Here is an 18,261-nt window from a genome sequence, read left to right on the forward strand (position 1 = left end):
AAGAGGCGGGGTAGATTCCACTGCTGGCGTGAGTGAGCCGCAAGTCATTTAGATGACTGACGTTTCACTGTAACCGACTCGCTCGACGAGCAAAGGGTTTTTTCGCGCTTCCGTTTCAAATTCCATCATTTCCAACAGTCCGTCATACAGCGAATATCGGGGCTCCCACCATAGGACATCACGAACTTTGCCGTTGTCCAGTAAGCTCTGTTCGATATCCCCTGCCTGAGCAGGCCGAAATTGCGGCTGGACATTGCGTCCGGAAATCTCCTTCAACATTCCGAGTGCCTCCAGGAGTGAGATGCTTCGTCCACTGCTGACATTCAAAATTTGATTACCTGAACTTCGCAGCGCCAGCACATTCGCCTCTGCGACATCTTTGACGTACACGAAATCTCGCGTCTGTAGCCCATCCCCGTATACCTCCAGCGGAAGTCCCGCCATCAACCGCTCCACAAACGCCGTCAGCACCCCATCCTCCCCGGTACGTCGTTCCCGGATCCCGTAAACATTGGCGTACCGCAGAATGGAATAATCCAAGCCGTAGCGTTCGCTGAACGATTGGATATACATCTCCGAAACCCGTTTGGAAACGCCGTAGAAAGACAATGGCTCCGTCCCGTGCGACTCCTTGATCGGCAGATGGTCCGGATTCCCGTAGACCGCGGCCGATGAGGCAAACACGATCCGCCGCACCCCAAAGCGTACGCATTGCTGCAACAGCTGAATGGTTCCCAGAATGTTCGTCTCGGCATCGGCCGACGGGTTCTGCAGCGAGCGACGAACGCTCGTTTGAGCCGCAAGGTGAATAACGACATCCGGGCGTTCCTCTGCAAAAATAGACTCCAGCTCCTCCGAAACGATATCCACTGAGTAATAGGAGACCGACTCGTCCATTTTTCTCGGATTTCCGGCTTGGCCCGTATCGACCACAACCACCTGTTCCCCCTCTTCCAGAAGCCGCTTGACCGTGTGACGGCCAATAAATCCCGCTCCCCCCGTGACTAGCACTTTCATCGTCTCGACTCCCCTATTCCCTAAAAATACCGGCATTTGCCCCGTTTCAACCACCTTATGTAGGCCTAGCCCGAATTAGACTAGGAAAGTGCTGGATATCCGTCTGTTTGCACGTATTCGCGTATAGAATCCCGATTCCACTAATATACTGCTATGAATTCTTTTAACGAGATCTTAGCCTATTTTCGCTAGAGACGGAGTGGAACCCAATGAAAATGAAAATCCGTAAAAAAGTGGCGATACCGGTAGTTCTTCTACTCCTCGTGGCCGGCGGACTGCTGACCGCCTATTTGATATACGAACCGTCCCGGCATTTTCGGGATACCGATATCCCCGTTTTGGCAACGCCGGAGCCAGTTGGCGGGAAAGGGCAGGAGGATCCATCCGACGGTTCTGTCGAGAAGTCGGAACGGTCCGGGGTAGCTGGAGGTAAAAATACGGGGACGACCGGTGAAGCTGCAGCGGCAAATCCCGCACAGACGGAAGAAATTCGCGGTGATCGCGGCAGCTTTAACCTGCTGCTGCTCGCCACCGATGCCCGGGCAAAGGAAGCCTCCCGCACCGACGTGCTGATGCTGGCTCACGTCAATCCGGGACAAAATAAGGTAAGCCTAGTATCGATTCCCCGTGACACCCGGGTCCACCTTCCCGGGATTGGCTTGACCAAGATCAACCATGCGCACGCCATGGCAGAAGCGGGCGGAAAAGGCGGTCACGCCGGTACCCTTGCCGCGATCCAAGCCGTCAGTAATTTATGCCGTTGCTCCCTCAACTACTACGTCAAAACGGACTTCGACGGATTCGAGCATTTCATTGATACGATCGGCGGCGTAGATGTGAAGCTGGATGCTCCCATCAAGCTAACCTACAATTATCGGACCTTGCCTGCCGGGGAGCAGCATTGGAACGGCGAAACCACGCTCGATTTCGTCCGCGAACGCAAATCGCTGGATGACGGCGATAACGCCCGGCAGCGAAACCAGGCGCTGGTCGTTCAGGCGATCGCCCGCAGGCTGCTCGTGCCAGACAACCTGGCCCAGCTGCCTGAGCTGATCCGACAAGTAAAAGAGGACATTTTGGATACCAATCTGTCCAATGCCGATATGCTTAGCCTGGCTTGGATGGTTCGCGGCATCGATCCGGAGGAGATGTATTTCGTGCAGTTTCCGGGGAACAGCGGCAAAGCCCATGATCCGCTGGTGAATGCCGAGCTTTATTATTGGATTCCGGATATGAAGGCCTGGTCCGACCTTTCCCGTGAGATCTTAGGGGATGCGCCCGATGAGTAAATCGACCTCGCCTATTCCCAACGGTCGGCTTCGTCCGGGTGGAGGAGGACCTCGTGGGCTTCAGCTTCGATTGTTGCTCCTCGTCATGTTGATTCTGGCGTTGAGCTGGGGCCTGTTGCTGCGATGGGGACCTGCCTTCCCCTTTCCTGCGCCTACCTTCAACGTGAAGGAAGCCGGCGCTAAGGGCGACGGAATTACGGACGATACCCGCGTATTTTTGCGTGTGATGCGGCAAGCGGCGGCTACCGGCCGGGACACTACCGTCATCGTGCCCCCCGGTACGTACCTGCTCGCCTTGGACGAGCCGCTGCCGCTCCGCAGCGGCGTAACCCTCCGCGGCCTGGGCCGACCCGTCTTGAAGTTCCGCGCGGTCACCGGCGCCCGCTACGGGTTCGAGGCCGTCTCGATCCAAGGGCAGAGGATCCGCATCGACGGCGTTGTGATCAACGGCGGCGCACGGCTGACCCGCGGCATCGGCATTCACAGCGGTTCGTCAGATGTGGCCATCGTGGGCAGCACGATCCAGGACTTGAACCAGCCGGAGGAGCCGAGGCACCCGCTGTCCACCACCGTCGTCGCCGGCATCATGATCTATGGGGACACCGTCGACATCAAGATCCTTGGCTGTACGCTCACCGAGATCGCTGCACGAGAGGCTGCTCCTGTCGCTCGGGGAATTATGACTTGGGGCGAACCCGGGCGAACGATCGCTCGCCGCGTTAACATTTCGGGCAACCTCATCTCCTATATTTCCCCACGGGAGGATGCGGACGGTATTTATTTCGATCAGCCGCCGGGCTCCTCGCCTTTGTCGGATTCCGTGATATCCGATAATATCATCCACCATGCCGCCAAACGCGGGATCAAAATCTCCGCTCCCGGCGTCGTTGTGAAGAACAACCGAATCGTCAACCCTTACTCCGGGAACAACCGCTATCTCACAACCCCTAAGGACGCGTTGCCTCAGGACATGTACGCAGCGATATCCGTTTATGCCGGCGATGTGACCGTGTCCGGCAATATCATCGGGGGATCCGGCAGCTTCTATGCCGCCATTGAGGCTGATGTCGGTGCGGCAGACGGCATCGTCATTGAGAATAACGTCATCGAAGGCGGTGTAGGCCCTCCTTTTCCCGATTCGAGCGGGATCCGCCTCGACCAGATCGGTGGCTTCCGGATCACCGGCAACGCGATCGCCGGCGCAGAAACGCCCATTCGCTTATCCGACAATGCCCGCGGGGCGCTTGCCTCCGGAGCGGGGACGCTGACGGACAATATGGCAAAGTAAGTTGGGTGAGTGAAGGTGAGATGGGTATCGTTTGGGATGGCATCTAATATGCGAGTTGTGTGTCTGGCGGGTGTCTGTCGAGCACCTAATGAATGTGAGGGGAAGTGTCTGGTGAGTTCATGGACGGTCTGGTGGTGTTCGATGAGTGTCCGGTGAGATCTGGCGTGCCTGCTGAGTTCCTAGTGAGTTCCTAGTGAGTTTTCCTGTTAAGTGCCTGTTGAGTTCCTGGTGAGTGTTCCTGTTAAGTGCCTGTTGAGTTGCAAGTGAGGCATGATATGTGACCGTTGAGTGTCTGTTGAGCCAGCGTCCCTTATAGGCTGTATCGTGCACCTGCTTGGGCTCCTTTTCCCTTCAAAATGTTGCATTATATGCAACATTTCAGCCGCTAAACTACTTAAAAACCCCAGAATGTTGCATTTAGTACAACATTCTGGGGTCATTTTTCCTGTGGTGCTCTAATTTCGGCCAGGCCCCCGAATATTGGACACTTTAGGATCAAACCTTAGTTCGGCTCAACTATACGGAGATTCTAAATGCGTTTACTTCGTTTCTCTCCAGTTTCACTGCAAATTCAGCGGGAGAGTAACCATATAAACTCATGTGAATTCGGCGGTTATTGTAAAAGTCCATGAATTGGTCAAGAACATCGAATGCTTCTTCAAAACTCATAAAGATATGCCGCTTGAAACACTCACGCTCCAAGATACTGTGAAATGACTCAATGTACGCATTTTTGTTCGGAGTTCGGTTCGGTGTTCTTTCATGGATCAGTAACTCTTTGTTGTTCTCGAAAAACTCTCTAAACTTGTGGCTCTTGAACTGCGGGCCATTGTCGGTACGAACAACCAGCGGCGTTTCTTGGGTGTACACGCCTCTTTTTAAGAGGGCCTTGTGTAGAGTGGTAAGCAGATCCTTCGTCTTGGACTCCTTGCCGCGGTATTGTCCAACCACATTACGGTCGTAGACATCGATAATACTTGCGGTATAAAAGTAACGTTCCAGGCCGGCAATATAGCCATATTTAATATCTATCTGCCACAGCTGGTTTGGTCCTGTAACCTCCATATTGTTTGCGAGACGGCGTGGATAAGACTGTTTAGGTTTTACCGGCTTGCTTAGGATATCGAGCTCCTTGCAGAGCCTGTACACCTTCTTCTTATTAATCTTAAGATGATGCTGCCGGCGTAAGGCAATCGTGAGTTTCCGGTATCCATAGACGGATTCCTCACTTTCCAGCAGCTTCATAATCAGGTGTTTAATCCGCGTATCGGCCACTTTCTTTCCTTCAAAGGTATAGGAGTATCCGGGTACGGGACGCCCACCTTGAGGGGCTTGTTTAGGATTCGTATGCTTGAGCGAATAGTAGTACGATGAACGCGGAACACCACAGATCTTAAGCACAGGAGCTACCTTGTAGCCCTTTAGGATCCATTTTCGGGCCACTTGAATTGGATGTGAGGATACTTTTTTTTTACAAGATCTCGAAGTATCGCGATCTCCAGTTCTTTCTCACCAAGGAGTTTCGCTGCCTGTTCATATTTCTGCTCCCACTCTTGAGCTGTCTGTGGATCATTAAGCTGCTTTATGTCCTTTTTTTTACCCATGTTTATCTCCACCTCATCCCTATATTGTTTCACCCACTTGTACAAGGAATAGGGGGAGATTCCATGTTTGCGAGCAGTTAAAGCCACATTCCCTCTGTCCAATGCCTCCTCGACGACCTGTATTCTTAACTCGTCGAACTTGCTATGCTGAACTCTCATACGGACTACCTCCAGCTAATATTTATTGTATATTGTTTAGTCTGAAAGTGTCCAAAGTGATTAGGGGGCTTTATAGATTTGTTGTACTTTATGCAACATTTCGGCCATTCGTCTCTAGAGCCGAATAAATTGTTGCACAAAATACAACATTTCCTAGACAGGCACAGGTGGAATAAGATCCATTTGTTTAGTGCGGCCAAGGTGGAGGGATGAGTGAGGAGAACTGCGATCGCGAACTGTGGGCTGTGGACTGTAACTGTGGACTGCGACGTTTAACCTCCTGTTGGTGAAGGTACCAGGCAAGCTAAGATGGCGGCAAGCTTGTCGTCGATGCCATCGTTGTGGCCGTAGCTGTCCCGCTGGATGCGGATGCGGATGCGGGTGAAACGGCAACAGCCGTACTCAACGATGTCGCTGCCATCTCCGTCCCTCCGACTGCCTCTACACCTTTGGCCTGCTCTCGCTGGACTACAACCCGGATCGTCTGGAACAGAATCTTCAGATCGAGTAGCAGCGAATATCTTTTGATGTACATTAGGTCATAACGGAGCTTGTCGGAGGGTGTGGTTGCATACCCCGCCATCACTTGGGCATATCCGGTTAACCCCGGCTTCACCATCAGGCGGTAGGTGTAATGCGGCAACTCCTCCTTGAAGCGGTTAATAAAGAACGCCCGCTCCGGCCGAGGTCCGACCAGGCTCATTTGACCCAGAAGCACGTTAAACAGCTGAGGCAGTTCATCGATACGTGTGGCGCGGATCCATTGCCCCAGCCGGGTCACCCGTGCGTCATTCCGCCCGGCCAGCACGGGTCCGGTTCCAGTTTCCGCCCCATCCACCATGCTGCGAAACTTATACAGCGGAAACGGTTTTTCTTGCAATCCGATGCGCTCCTGGACATACAACGCCTTCCCCCGGGACGTCAGCGGGATCAAGACGAACATCACCAACATGACAGGAGACGCCATAAGCAGCAGTAGCGAGGACACCGCAAGATCAAACAAACGCTTAAACACCCGCTCCGGTAGCGTCAACTGCGGCGGCATAAGCGAGTAAACAAGCAAATCGCCAATTTGCTGCGGTTCGGCGTCGGCCAGATAGAGCTCGTAAAAATCAGGAACGATGACCACTTCCATATTCCGTCGCCCCGCGTGCCGAGCCCATTCCGCCTTCATTGCGGGGGTGAGTCCTGGCCCGATGAGCAGCGTCTCCATCCCCTCCCACGCTTGCTCTGGCAGCGCTGCGTCCATCCCGTGGCCCTCCTCACGAACGATCCGTTCAACACGGAACCACGGCTTACCTTGCTCCAGCATCATGCACAGCACCTCATCGTCCGGAGCCTCACTGCGGATGACAGCCAGAGTCTTTTTGCGACTAAACCCCTTGCTCTGAATATAAAACAACAGGAGGCGCAGTCCGAACGACAGCAGCAGCTGGGCCGTAAATGCGAAGAGAAGCAGGCTGGGGGTTAAACTGAACAGGTTGCTCGCATACGCGAATACGATGAGTTCCGCGGCGACAAATAACTGCGCCAGCAGCAAGTTCCACAGGAATTGCACCGGCTTTCGCCGTCCCGCCAAATCATATAGGTTAAAAAAATAATACGTCATCACCGTAATCATCCCCAGCCAAGGCGCGCTGCGGAACCGGCTATCCCCCAGAACGGCGGGCGAGTGCAGATCCTCCTGCGGCAGCAGCCCGGATGCAAGCCGGTAGCTGGCATAGATCACCAGCAGATCAAGCATCAAGAGAACCGCCTTCATCCCGTTATTCCGATACAACTTGATCATAAGCTTCCCCCTCCTCCGCGTCCCCCAGACGCGGCCGTACCTTGCTAGCTTCCGCTCGCTCCATCAACCCAAGCCCCGCATAGACCGCCGTCAAATCGCGGCGAATCCGCTCCAGATCGTACAGCCCCGCCAGCTTGCGGCTGTACTCGCCCATACGCCTCCGCAGCCCGACGTCCTGCTGCAGCCGCTCGAGTGCAGCGGCGGCTGCCGACACGTCCCCGACCGGTACGAGGTACCCGTTACGGCCGGGGACAACGAGGTCGCGGCTGCCCCGTACCTCCGTCGCCACCAGCGGCTTGCCTGCGGCCAGTCCCTCCAGCAGCGCCTTGGGCAGGCCCTCCCGCCTGGACAGGAGCGCCACGGCGTCGGCGGCTTGCAGCAGCTGCGGCACATCGCGGCGGTATCCGAGGAAGCGCACCGCCTGTGCTGCGCCGGACTCAGCGGCGAGCTGCCGGAGGCGCGCTTCCTCCCCGCCGATCCCCGCCAGCAGCAGCACGGCGGGGAGGCCCCGGCGGCGCTGCTCAGCGATGGCTCCAATCAGCTGACCCTGATTTTTGTTGCGGTTCAGCTCGGCGATGCAGAGCACGGCGAAATCATCTGGGGCCAAGTCCAATTCGCGGCGCAGCTGATCGCGTTCGCCGTCCTCCAAGGCCGGGTGCAGCGCCAGGTCGACGCCGACCCCAGGGACGTAAACCGATCGGCCGCGCACCGGAAAAGCGGCCGCCTGCCGCTCATCCTCCCGATTGATCGTGATAAGAACATCGGTCCACCGGGACAGAAATCGCTCAAGCGGGTAATACAGCAGCCGGTTACGCCGAGGAGCCCCGGCATAGAAATGAAAACCGTGCGCGGTATATACGACTTTGGGAAAGGGTTGACCCGCCAGCCGAGTGGCCAGGCGGCAGACCACACTCGCATTAGGCGTGTGCACATGAATCAGGTCGTACCGCTCCCGCTTCAACCAGCCGATGAGCTCCCGCAGCGCCCGGAGGTTAACGGGAGCGAGCGGGTTACGGCTAAAGGGCAGATCTCGGCACTCGAACCCCGCATGTTCCACATCCGCCCGGCCATGATCCGGGGCGGCGTAGGCATGAACCGTAAAACCGGCATGCCGGAGGTCGCTCATAAAAGGAAGGTGGAACGCCGCCAAATGGGCGTAGACCGTTGCGATATAGGCTGCTTTTCGCGTCATCCCTCATGCGCCTCCTTCGGCAGGGCCCGGGATGCCGGAAGCTTCCGGCCGGACGCCTGCTCGTAAAGCTCGATCCATTTCCCGGCGACGCGGGACATCTCATAGTTTGCCGCGGCATGCTCCCTTCCGCGCTGCCCCATGGTTCGCCGCTCTTCCGGCGGCAGAGCCATGACCCGTACCATCGCGCGAGCCAGCGCTACAGGCTCCTCCGGCGGCACGAGGTAGCCGTTCACGCCGTCCAGCACCACCTCGGCGTTGCCGCCCACCGCTGTTGCGACAATCGGAAGCCGCCCGGCGCAGGCCTCCAACAGCACGATCGGGAGGCCTTCCCATTTGGAGGAGAGCACGAATCCGTCGGCCGCATGCAGCAGTGCCGGCATATCCGTACGGATCCCGAGGAACCGTATGCTGTTTGACAATCCCAGCTCAGCGGCCTGTCTTTCAATATGCGGATGCTCCGGCCCGATTCCGGCGATCCAGAGCATGCTATCCGGGAAGCTTCTCCGTGCGTCGGCAAAGGCGTGCAGCATGGCGGGGTAATCTTTTTCGGGAACGAAACGTCCCGCTGCCAGCCAGATAAATGGGTTTGGACCGTCAACGGCCGGCTGATCGTCCCCCTTCCTTGTCATTCCCAGCTCGGCTCGCAGTTGCAGGCGTCCCCGCTCGTCCCCACCAAAACGGCTGAGATCGATCCCGTTCTCCATCAACCGAATTTTGCGAGCCGGAGCAATCCGGCGTTCGGTATAGCCCCGCACGGCTTCCCGGCTGACATTGGTCAGCAAATCGCCCAGCGGATCGGTCATTCGATACAGCAACTCCCGCCGCCAGCCTCCCTCATTCACGTTGTGAGCGGTGCAGACCAAGTATGGGATTCGCACGAACAACCGCGTGACACGGGCCAAAATATTCGCGTGCACCAGATGGCTGTGAACCACGTCGGGCCGCATTCGCCGAATGATACTGGCCAAGCGAACTATGGCTCGGGGGTCCGGCACGCCCTTCTTCATGCCGAGGCTGACGACATCGACCCCCAGTTTCTCAAGCTCCTCTAAGTACGCGACCGGGGGGATCATCGTCACCAGACGGACCTCGGAGCCTCTGGCCCGCAGCTCGCGGCACAGCAGCAGCACCTGATTCTCCGCCCCCGCGTAATCAAATCCGGTGATCAAAAACAAGAGCTTCATGTTTCATTCCCACTCCTTCCCGTTGCTTTGCTGGCAGCAGCGCCAAAGCTGTCATGGCCATCACTACATATTCATAGTTGAAGCCGAAGTCCCCGCTAGCCAAGGCGTAACCGACCGACTGAACCAGCAGGATGGCCAGCGCCGGCGTGCGCTGAATAGCGGCCCACAAGGAGAACAATACGGCGAACGTCCACAACGTCAGACCCGCAAATCCCCCTTCCGCAGCGATCTCCAACACCAAATTATGCGGAAAATCCCGAGCTAAAGGCGGCGTCACGCTACCTAACCCGGCGCCGAGAAACGGGGAGGACTCCAGCTTCTCCAAAGCTCTCGTCTGCAAATCCATCCGGCCGATATAATTGTCGTCGCCCTGCAGCTGGTTCCGGTCGAACAGGACCATAAACCGGCTGCTCTCCACCCAAACCGCCAGTTGCTCCGCATAGGCCGATGCGATCCCGCCTGCGATAATCAACAGGATAAGCAAGGGCATAGCCAGGCGTGTCAACTTTCCAAGCTTGCGCTCCCGAAATTTGCGAATAAACCATAGGCCGAAATACAGCGCGTTGGCGAGCAAGAAAGCAGCCAGCGGTCCCCTTGACTGCGTGGCTAAAGCCGAAGCCAATGCCACCCCCAGGGACAGTAGCCTGACCGGCAGCGGAATTCGCGGAGCCCATAGACAGACCGTCGCCGTGATCAGCGAGGTTCGAGCGTTAAAAATCGGATTCCCGCCGGGAAGCGTTAATCGGCCTGGATATTCCTCGCTATACTCGCCGAGCAGTAAGTGTAAGATCGCATAAGCCATGCCCGCCAAAGCAACGACGGTCCAGGAAAATCGGCCGTACTTTCGATAGATGAGATAGACATACAACGCCGGAATCACTCCGTGCGCCAACAGAATGACTTCTTTCATGATTCCATTCGACTCCGCCGGGGCCCAAGTGAGCGAAATCAAGGCATAGGCCAGAAAAATTCCCCATAGCCAAATCCCTTGATCCCGCAACGTTTCGAGCACGATGGACGGTTTGAGCAGCAAAGCAACGCCTACGGGCAGCAGCGGCGCCCCGATTAACAGGATTAACGATTCGCCGGGGATGGCCAATTTATAGAAGTAGGCAAAGAAATCAAAGTAGATGCAAAACGCAAACAGGTAGGCGGCGTCTACCTTCATTTTTAGCGACAGCAGGCATTGGAGAGTGAAAAACACAACTGTCGCGACAAGTAACGCCACCCATACTAAGCTGATCCCCGTCATGATCCGTTCCCTCTTTCCCTCTCTCCAGCTATACGCCGCATATAGGCCACACGAGCCGCCTCCTTGACGGTGACGTCCAAATGACGCACATGCTCCCGATTCACCCGCCGCCCGCACCACTCACGGGCAAATCGCTCAATGGCGGAGAGATGGCGAATCCCGTTCTCCGGCTCTCCCGGCAGTTGGAGAAAGAACGGCACCGGCTCCGGAAAATCCGTCTCACGGTAAGCGGCGATAACCGGTAAGCCGTTGGCTAAATATTCGCGAACCTTCAGCGGCGAAGCCTCCTCCATGCCTTTTCGATACAACGCCAGCGTGCCGATGGCGAGATCGGCACGGTCGAGCAATGTCTGATAACGATCGCGCGTCAGTTGACCGTGGAACACCATATTCGCCGGGGCCTGCAGTTTGGCTGTCTCCAACTCCGTGCGCTCCGGCCCGATGATATCGAACCACCAGTCCGGTTTCGCCGCGGCCAACCGGGCGATCTCATCCAAACCCTGCCAAGCCTGGCCGGGCGAACTGATGAACACGAATCGAACGGGCTCCTCGCTCGCGAAGGTGTCCGCATCCATCGAAGGGGCCACCGTCGCCGCCGAGGCCAGCATATCCGCCGGTTCTCCTACAGCCACATCGGTTAACGTTCCACCCCTCTTATGTCCCGCCGCAAACTGATCCAACGGGATACCGTTGCCGATGACCGCGTAACTTTTGGCGTACCGACGGAAGCCGTCGGCTTCGGCCAGCTCGCCGCTAACGAAGACGAAGCCCCCTGCAGCCGCCAGCACAAGGCGGCGTGTCAACATGTGGTAGAAGCGGCGGAGTCTCAGGACGCCTCCTTCCAACGCCAGTTCAGCCACATCGTTCGTGTTGATCTCGAGTACGGAGGGATAATCGCGGAGCAGCCGGGGCAGAGAAGGATAAAACAAGTCGAAGCGATGGTAGATGACATCCGGATTCCAAGCCCGCACCTGGGCAGTCAACGTCTTAAAGCGAGGGGAACGGCCCAGCCAGCCGCGGTACTCCTCACGGAAGACCGGCAGCCCGCCGGTTTCTGCCTCCGTCCACGCAGCAGCGGTTCCGCGGCTGAACAGAAACAACGCCGCTTCATGCCCTAACGCTTGCCAGCTAAGGGCTTGGCTGATGATTTTTTTGAACACACCGCTCTCCGGCCCTTCGTTCCAATGAATCAGATAGGCGATTCTCACGACTTCCCCCCTTGCGGCTGTTAGGCCCCAGCAGTTCCAACACCAATCTGCGGTAAACGGATCGGTCCGACGATTTCACGAGCTGGCTGTTGTGCCATAACAGGGTGAAATCGCCGTTATACTTTCGGCATTCCAGGTATAGACTGCGGATCGTTTCATAGGCTTGCTCGGGGCCTAGCCCCATATACTCCGGGTGCAGGATCGTCTGATCCATCACGATCAACGGACGCTCCCGAAGCGCCAGCTCCCGGCGGGTCTTCAGGTTAAAGACCGGGAATTCGTAGCAGACACCGCAGCGGAAGCCCGCGCGATCCGCATAGCTAAGCGTACTGTCGTAGTCCAGCCCGGCATCCTCCCAGAACTGCCACGTATCCGGCGCCCGCCATCGCAAATAATGCTGCCGCCCTCCCCACACCTCCTGGCGAATTCCATTGTCTTCGGCAATCTGTCGCAGTTTCTCATATTGACTGCGGATGCGCACAGGGTTCAACAACGTGTGGTAGCCTGGATGCAGTCCTATCTCATGCCCCCGTGCATGAATCTCCTGCAGGAGACGCTGGATCACAGGGTCGTCGATGGAGTAGTTCCCATCCAAACCGGATTTCGCCCTTTGCTCTTCGGTAATGAAAAAAAAGGCGCTGCGAAGTCCGGCTTGTTCGCTTAGTTCCATCAGCCAGTCAAACGTGTTGTACGGATCCCGTTCCAGCGCGCGCCGGGATCGAAGGAATATTCCGGCTTTCTTGCGGGCGGATTCAAAATCCCGACGGCGAAGGGCATCCATCAGAATGTCGCGGATCATGCGCAGCCGGCTACGACCATAAACGTAAAACGGATAATCCACGTCATGGCTGAGGTAGACGGATGCCTCCCGCTTCCTGCGTGCCAGTTCCGGCCAAAGCTTGTGCAACAATTCCCACAACAACTCCACGTACTCATTGACGATCGGGCGATGCAAGAAGGACTCGCGGCAAGCTAGAGAACGCCGTCCCGGAAACCGGCCATGCCGGTCTCGCTCCCGAAACGCAACCTCCTCATACCTTGTCAGCATAAACAAACCGCTGCCAAATACATCGAGACCGAGATAGAACCCAGCCTCGCCCTCTTCGCCAAGCGTCTCGAGGTAGCGGCCGGCGCGGCCCCTCTTCCCAAAGATGACCGGTAACGGTTTTTCCTCGGATCCTTTCGCAGGCGGCATAAACCAATCCAGCGGCTGCTTCGGTAAGGAGGCCGGAGTGAGCCACAAATAGTCGGGTGTTTGCAGCAGCACGTCCGGCATGCGGAGCTTGCGAACCGGAGGATTTCCCCGTTCCACCGTGGCTTCCGAAGTCAGTGTCAACTCGACATGTTCCCCATCTCTATATGCGATGGTATAGTCCAGACCAAGAAACTCGCCCAGGATCACACGGTAGATGTACTCTCTCTCGGCGGCCCTTGCTGGAGGTGAATAAATCGTCAGCATCCCGTTATCCTCGCTCCTTGCCCAGTAGTGATAACTCCGCAGAGGCTTCGGTGGAAGCTTCTACGGAGGTGCCTATGGAGGCCTCCCCTTCGCTGTCCACCCCTTTGTACTTCCGCACCGAATGCCAAGACAGCCCCAGATGCAGCACGTATCCCAGCGTGGACGCTGCGCTGAACAGCCCGATGGCAACCTCCACCGACTGCTGCGTATACCAGGCGAAGTACAGGGAACCCAAGATCAACGCCGTGCGAATGATCTCCCGATACAAGTGCAGGTCCTGACGCTCCATGACATCGATCGTAGAGCCGACGGAGTTGGCCACAAACTGGCTCAGGTACATGATCGACAGGATGCGAATAAAGCTGCCCGACCGGGCCCATTCCTCGCCGAACAGGAAGGAGAACATATACGGGCCGACGGCTACGATGATGAAGATGACCAATGCGCCGAACAGAAAGACGTTGCGAACCGTTTTGCGGAACAAAGGATAAAGTCTATGGGGATGATTGATCATGGAGTCGGCGGATTCCGCCAAATACACGTTGCGGACAGAGGTCATAATCAACGTCATCGGGGAGCCGAGAATGCGCTGGCAGAGCGCAAACCAGCCAGCCACCTGTGGACCGTAGAACGAAGCGAGCAGGATGGTTGGAACGTACAGCACAACGCTATTCAACAGACCTGCGGCCATCGACAGGAACGGAAACCGCCGGTACCGGTAGGCGCTCTCCTTCAGGTCGGCCCAATCCGAGGTGATGGCCTGGCTTTTGACATCCCGGCGCCACAGCCTCCACTGCGGCAGCAAACCGCCGAAGCGTCCGATGATGTCACCGATGATCAATCCCAGCGGGCCGAGGTTGAATAAGCTAAGCCCAATTTGCGAGGAAACCTGGCTGAGGCTTTGCGTATATTTCGTCCGTGCCAGCGGTTTGAAGTATTTTTTGCGGATCGACCAGTAGTTCAGGATTTGGTAAAACCCGGCGCCGAACAAGCTGACGATAAAGAACAGGTAATAGTGCGTCAAATAGGACTCGTGCAGCCAAGCCGACAGCGGCTCTTCCAAGATATGAATCCCGATGCCGCTGGCGATGCTGACTCCGACGCAGATGCGCAGCGACAAACTCAACACGTTGGAGGCGGTACGGTCATCCTCCGGCAGCGTTATGGCATTTTCGTAGGAAAAAGAGATGACCATCAGCAAAATCCCGATGATGGACAGGTACATGGAGTACGTGCCGTATTCCGTCGGCGAATAAAGACGCGTCAACACCGGCAGCGTCGCCATCACGATCACCTGGCTGATCATCGTTCCGCTGGCCAACACGGCCACGTTCCGCAGGAACCCATCATTCATGAGCTTCCGCAGCAGGCCGGGCAAGCTCCGGATCCGCAGCAGCTTCCCGAGTTGCCTGAGATAGCGGATGAATGGGGAGAAGAGATTCTTCATCATGTTTGGCATAGCCGTCCTTTAATAAAATAAATTAGCCCATCAGCCTGCGAAGGTGTCCCGCGATGTGTTCCTGCACGTCCGCCTCGATCTGCGGCCAAATCGGCAGGGACAGCACTTCCTGCGACAACCGTTCCGCCAGCGGAAACGTCAGGCCGCGGTCGGCATAGACGGGAAGCCGATGGACCGGCAGCGGGTAATACACGATGCTGCTGATGCCGGCCTCGGCTAACCCCGCCTGAAGCGCATCCCGCTGGCCGTTCAGCACGCGCACCGTATATTGGTGGAACACCTGCTTGTCGCCGTCCGGCACCTCGCCTGGAAGCATCAACCCAGGGATGTCCCTCAGCAGCTCATGATAACGCGCCGCGGCCTGACGGCGGTCTTCGTTCCATGCCTCAATATGGGGCAGCTTGACCCGGAGGATGGCCGCCTGAATCTCATCAAGCCGGGAATTGAAGCCCACACGTTCGTTGTAGTATTTTCGCTTCGAGCCATGTGTCCGCAGCATCGCCGCAGTTTCGGCCAACCTGGAATCGTTTGTCACCAGCAAACCGCCGTCCCCGTAAGCCCCAAGATTCTTCGACGGAAAAAAGGAATAGCAGCCCATCTCCCCAATCGTTCCGGCCTTCCGTCCCCCTGCTTCGGCGCCAAACGCCTGGGCCGCGTCCTCAATCACGATCAACCCCCGGCGACTGGCCAGGTCCATCAACCGTTCCATGTCCAGCGGACGGCCGAACAGGTGCACGGGGATCACCGCCTTCGTGCGCGGCGTTAACGCCGCCTCCAGGCTGTCCAGATCTAGGTTGTACGTCAACGGATCGACCTCGGCAAAAACCGGCTCCGCCCCCACCCTACTGATGGCCTCCGCCGAGGCGAAGAACGTGAACGGCGTCGTAATTACCTCGTCGCCAGGCCCGATTCCAGCCGCCAGCAAAGCGATGACCAGCGCGTCTGTGCCGGAATTCAACGCAATCGCATGTTTGGTTCCCAAGTATTCGGCGGTTTCCTGCTCCAATTGTTTGACTTGGTTGCCCATGATGAACGCTGCTTCATCCAGCACACTTTCGATGGCCTGCATCACCTGCGGCTTAAGCTCCGCAACCTCCCGCTTCAGATCCAGTAGGGGAATCGACGACTGCGGTTTTCCTGCGGCCGTCGCCGTTCCCGAATCCGTCAGATTACCGACCGCGCTGTCTGTTTGTTGTCCTCCGATACGTAATGGTTCCATGCCCGCTCACCCTTCCCTAATAATCGCCACAGCGTCCTGCTCCAGCCGGTATTCCCGCCCGCAATCGCCGCACCGTCCTGCCCCGCCGCTAAAGCCCAGCGTCTTGCCGCAGCGGCACACCCAGCCAATGCGCCGACCGGGTACTCCGGCGATTAGCGCATACGGCTGCACATCACGGGTGACAACAGCCCCGGCTGCGACCAAAGCCCACTCCCCGATCGTCACCCCGCATACGATAGTAGCGTTCGCTCCGATCGATGCGCCGCGTCCGACCCGCGTCCTGAGATAATCCTCGCTGCGGTTGCGGGGAAACGCCGCACGTGGTGTCCGTACATTGGTAAAGACCATGCTTGGCCCGCAAAACACCTCGTCCTCCAAAATGACGCCTTCGTAAACGGAGACGTTGTTTTGGATTTTGACTCCGTCGCCGATGCTGACGCGGTCTGCGATGTAGACGTTCTGCCCCAGGCTGCACCGGCTGCCGACGACAGCGCCGGACGACACGTGGGCGAAATGCCACACTCTCGTCCCTTCCCCAACCTGCGCCCCCGGGTCGACAACCGCGGTTTCATGAATATATCCGTATCCGTTCATGTGATTAACTCCTCATAAGGTTAATGGGTGAGACTCCGCGCAAACCGCCAATAGTTGTAAAAGTACAGCATTCTGTAACTGAACCCGCCGTTTGGGCCGTAAATGTTGCAATAAATGCAACATTTCGGCCGCTCCACGGCTGGTCCACCGACCCTTCGGCAGTACCAAGCCAGGCGAGTGAACACTACAGCAAGTAATACCGCTCCGGCTTCGCCTGGTCCTTCATAGCGTTCCGGGTATCGAGCAGACAGCGGCTAATGCGGCCGATCATCTCATAGTCAAAGCCCGAATGATCGGTCGCGATCACCGCGATATCGGCCTCCCGCAAGCGCTGCTCGGTCAGCTCCTCGCACGTATAGGTGAGGCCATGATGCATAAACTCCGCGATATGCGTGTCACTGGTCCATACGGTAGCGCCCCGCTCCTCCAGCAGCTCGATCATCTTCAGCACCGGCGATTCGCGGTAATCGTCGATGTCCTTTTTATACGCGACGCCCAGCAAATAGACGGTCGACCCGCTCAGCGATTTGCGGTCCCCGTTTAAGATGTCGCCGATCCGCCGCACGACGAACTCGGGCATCGCATTGTTGATCTCCCCCGCCAACTCGATCAATCGGGTATGGTATCCGTACTCTCGCGCTTTCCAGGTCAGATAAAACGGATCGACGGGGATGCAATGTCCGCCCAGCCCCGGGCCCGGATAAAAAGCCATAAATCCATAGGGTTTGGACTTCGCCGCTTCGATCACTTCCCACACGTTGATTCCCATCCGGCTGCAGAGAATGGCCATCTCATTCGCCAAAGCGATGTTGATATGGCGGAAGGTGTTCTCGTAAATTTTCTCCATTTCCGCGACAGCCGGGCTGGATACGACGTGCACATCACCGTTCAGGACCTGCCGGTACAACGCTTCGGCTACCTCCGAGCATGCGGGCGTGACGCCGCCGACGACCTTGGGCGTATTTTTTGTGTTGTAAGTTTTGTTGCCGGGGTCCACCCGTTCCGGAGAATACGCCAGAAAGAAATCTACTCCGCAGCGAAGTCCCGTCGCCTCGAGGATTGGCTTCACCAGCTCCTCCGTCGTCCCGGGGTACGTGGTGCTTTCCAGCACAACCAGCATGCCCGGGTGCAGAAAACGAGCGATCTCCCGCGTGGAATTCTCCACGTAGCTCGTATCCGGCTGCTGATAAATATCCAGCGGGGTCGGTACGCAAATTGCTACGGCGTCCACTTCCCGCAAAAACGCATACTCGGCGGTGGCCAGCAGCCGCCCGTCTTCCACCATCCCGCGCAAGTCCTCGTCTACGACATCACCTATGTAGTTATGACCGCGGTTCAGCATTTCGATTTTCCGGCTCTGCACGTCAAAGCCGATGACTCGATAGCCCGCTTTCGCTTTCTCGACCGCCAGGGGCAGACCGACATACCCCAACCCAATCACACCGATTACCGCGGTTTTGTCCCTTAGCTTGCGCAACAGCTCGGCTTTCCCGTTCCCGGAATTCTTCGTATTCTCCATCCAACTGCTTTGCATCCCGCTATGCATCG

The 18,261-nt window shown here is 57.1% G+C and carries 15 protein-coding genes; 2 read left to right on the plus strand and 13 right to left on the minus strand.

Features of this window, described 5'->3' with window-relative positions; all coding sequences use genetic code 11:
- Positions 1–48: 48 nt before the first annotated feature.
- Complete coding sequence (locus tag IM700_RS03100; protein ID WP_193416746.1) at positions 49–1,017, minus strand: NAD-dependent epimerase/dehydratase family protein; 969 nt, start codon at positions 1,015–1,017, stop codon at positions 49–51.
- 209 nt (positions 1,018–1,226) lie between these two features.
- On the opposite strand from IM700_RS03100, the gene IM700_RS03105 reads away from it, so the two are divergent.
- Together IM700_RS03105 and IM700_RS03110 are read left to right on the plus strand one after the other, a co-directional pair.
- Positions 1,227–2,306: an LCP family protein gene (locus tag IM700_RS03105; RefSeq protein WP_239483546.1), complete on the plus strand. Its 1,080-nt coding sequence runs from the start codon at positions 1,227–1,229 to the stop codon at positions 2,304–2,306.
- Positions 2,299–3,594: a glycosyl hydrolase family 28-related protein gene (locus IM700_RS03110; RefSeq protein WP_204801114.1), complete on the plus strand. Its 1,296-nt coding sequence runs from the start codon at positions 2,299–2,301 to the stop codon at positions 3,592–3,594. Before IM700_RS03105 ends, IM700_RS03110 begins: the two co-directional genes overlap by 8 nt.
- A gap of 516 nt (positions 3,595–4,110) precedes the next feature.
- Here the strand turns inward: IM700_RS03110 and IM700_RS03115 are convergent.
- The 12 genes from IM700_RS03115 to IM700_RS03170 form a co-directional block, all read right to left on the minus strand.
- Entirely contained in the window at positions 4,111–4,995 is an 885-nt protein-coding gene (locus IM700_RS03115; RefSeq protein ID WP_193416748.1) for an IS3 family transposase, read from the minus strand.
- Positions 4,996–5,015: 20 nt separating this feature from the next.
- Entirely contained in the window at positions 5,016–5,357 is a 342-nt protein-coding gene (locus IM700_RS03120; protein ID WP_193416749.1) for a helix-turn-helix domain-containing protein, read from the minus strand.
- Between the two features lie 304 nt (positions 5,358–5,661).
- On the minus strand, positions 5,662–7,146 hold the full coding sequence (locus IM700_RS03125) for a sugar transferase (RefSeq protein WP_193416750.1): 1,485 nt from the start codon (positions 7,144–7,146) through the stop codon (positions 5,662–5,664).
- Positions 7,124–8,338 (minus strand): glycosyltransferase family 4 protein, encoded by a 1,215-nt coding sequence (locus IM700_RS03130; RefSeq protein ID WP_193416751.1) that lies wholly within the window; start codon positions 8,336–8,338, stop codon positions 7,124–7,126. Before IM700_RS03130 ends, IM700_RS03125 begins: the two co-directional genes overlap by 23 nt.
- Positions 8,335–9,522 (minus strand): glycosyltransferase, encoded by a 1,188-nt coding sequence (locus IM700_RS03135; protein ID WP_193416752.1) that lies wholly within the window; start codon positions 9,520–9,522, stop codon positions 8,335–8,337. Before IM700_RS03135 ends, IM700_RS03130 begins: the two co-directional genes overlap by 4 nt.
- Entirely contained in the window at positions 9,491–10,774 is a 1,284-nt protein-coding gene (locus IM700_RS03140; RefSeq protein WP_193416753.1) for an O-antigen ligase family protein, read from the minus strand. Before IM700_RS03140 ends, IM700_RS03135 begins: the two co-directional genes overlap by 32 nt.
- The gene (locus IM700_RS23420; RefSeq protein WP_193416754.1) at positions 10,771–11,982 is read right to left on the minus strand and encodes a glycosyltransferase; all 1,212 of its coding nucleotides are present in this window, start codon (positions 11,980–11,982) and stop codon (positions 10,771–10,773) included. The genes IM700_RS03140 and IM700_RS23420 overlap by 4 nt, the downstream gene beginning before the upstream one ends.
- On the minus strand, positions 11,903–13,441 hold the full coding sequence (locus tag IM700_RS03150; RefSeq protein WP_193416755.1) for a polysaccharide deacetylase family protein: 1,539 nt from the start codon (positions 13,439–13,441) through the stop codon (positions 11,903–11,905). Before IM700_RS03150 ends, IM700_RS23420 begins: the two co-directional genes overlap by 80 nt.
- Positions 13,442–13,445: 4 nt before the next feature.
- Entirely contained in the window at positions 13,446–14,891 is a 1,446-nt protein-coding gene (locus IM700_RS03155) for a lipopolysaccharide biosynthesis protein (RefSeq protein WP_193416756.1), read from the minus strand.
- Between the two features lie 31 nt (positions 14,892–14,922).
- Positions 14,923–15,969 carry a DegT/DnrJ/EryC1/StrS family aminotransferase gene (locus IM700_RS03160; protein ID WP_239483570.1) on the minus strand — a complete coding sequence of 349 codons (1,047 nt, stop codon included), beginning with the start codon at positions 15,967–15,969 and terminating at the stop codon, positions 14,923–14,925.
- 156 nt (positions 15,970–16,125) lie between these two features.
- Positions 16,126–16,713, minus strand: coding sequence for an acyltransferase (locus IM700_RS03165; RefSeq protein WP_193416758.1), 588 nt, complete (start codon positions 16,711–16,713; stop codon positions 16,126–16,128).
- Positions 16,714–16,897: 184 nt separating this feature from the next.
- Positions 16,898–18,232 carry a nucleotide sugar dehydrogenase gene (locus IM700_RS03170; RefSeq protein WP_193416876.1) on the minus strand — a complete coding sequence of 445 codons (1,335 nt, stop codon included), beginning with the start codon at positions 18,230–18,232 and terminating at the stop codon, positions 16,898–16,900.
- Between the last annotated feature and the right edge of the window lie 29 nt (positions 18,233–18,261).

Source organism: Paenibacillus rhizolycopersici, from assembly GCF_014947195.2.
GTDB lineage: Bacteria > Bacillota > Bacilli > Paenibacillales > Paenibacillaceae > Fontibacillus > Fontibacillus rhizolycopersici.

Bases quoted from the DNA above. Each gene is read 5' to 3' on its own strand.
- IM700_RS03100 (WP_193416746.1), bottom strand. From the start codon at position 1,017: ATGAAAGTGCTAGTCACGGGGGGAGCGGGATTTATTGGCCGTCACACG.
- IM700_RS03105 (WP_239483546.1), top strand. From the start codon at position 1,227: ATGAAAATGAAAATCCGTAAAAAAGTGGCGATACCGGTAGTTCTTCTA.
- IM700_RS03110 (WP_204801114.1), top strand. From the start codon at position 2,299: ATGAGTAAATCGACCTCGCCTATTCCCAACGGTCGGCTTCGTCCGGGT.
- IM700_RS03120 (WP_193416749.1), bottom strand. From the start codon at position 5,357: ATGAGAGTTCAGCATAGCAAGTTCGACGAGTTAAGAATACAGGTCGTC.
- IM700_RS03125 (WP_193416750.1), bottom strand. From the start codon at position 7,146: ATGATCAAGTTGTATCGGAATAACGGGATGAAGGCGGTTCTCTTGATG.
- IM700_RS03130 (WP_193416751.1), bottom strand. From the start codon at position 8,338: ATGACGCGAAAAGCAGCCTATATCGCAACGGTCTACGCCCATTTGGCG.
- IM700_RS03135 (WP_193416752.1), bottom strand. From the start codon at position 9,522: ATGAAGCTCTTGTTTTTGATCACCGGATTTGATTACGCGGGGGCGGAG.
- IM700_RS03140 (WP_193416753.1), bottom strand. From the start codon at position 10,774: ATGACGGGGATCAGCTTAGTATGGGTGGCGTTACTTGTCGCGACAGTT.
- IM700_RS03150 (WP_193416755.1), bottom strand. From the start codon at position 13,441: ATGCTGACGATTTATTCACCTCCAGCAAGGGCCGCCGAGAGAGAGTAC.
- IM700_RS03155 (WP_193416756.1), bottom strand. From the start codon at position 14,891: ATGATGAAGAATCTCTTCTCCCCATTCATCCGCTATCTCAGGCAACTC.
- IM700_RS03160 (WP_239483570.1), bottom strand. From the start codon at position 15,969: ATGCAGGCCATCGAAAGTGTGCTGGATGAAGCAGCGTTCATCATGGGC.
- IM700_RS03165 (WP_193416758.1), bottom strand. From the start codon at position 16,713: ATGAACGGATACGGATATATTCATGAAACCGCGGTTGTCGACCCGGGG.
- IM700_RS03170 (WP_193416876.1), bottom strand. From the start codon at position 18,232: ATGGAGAATACGAAGAATTCCGGGAACGGGAAAGCCGAGCTGTTGCGC.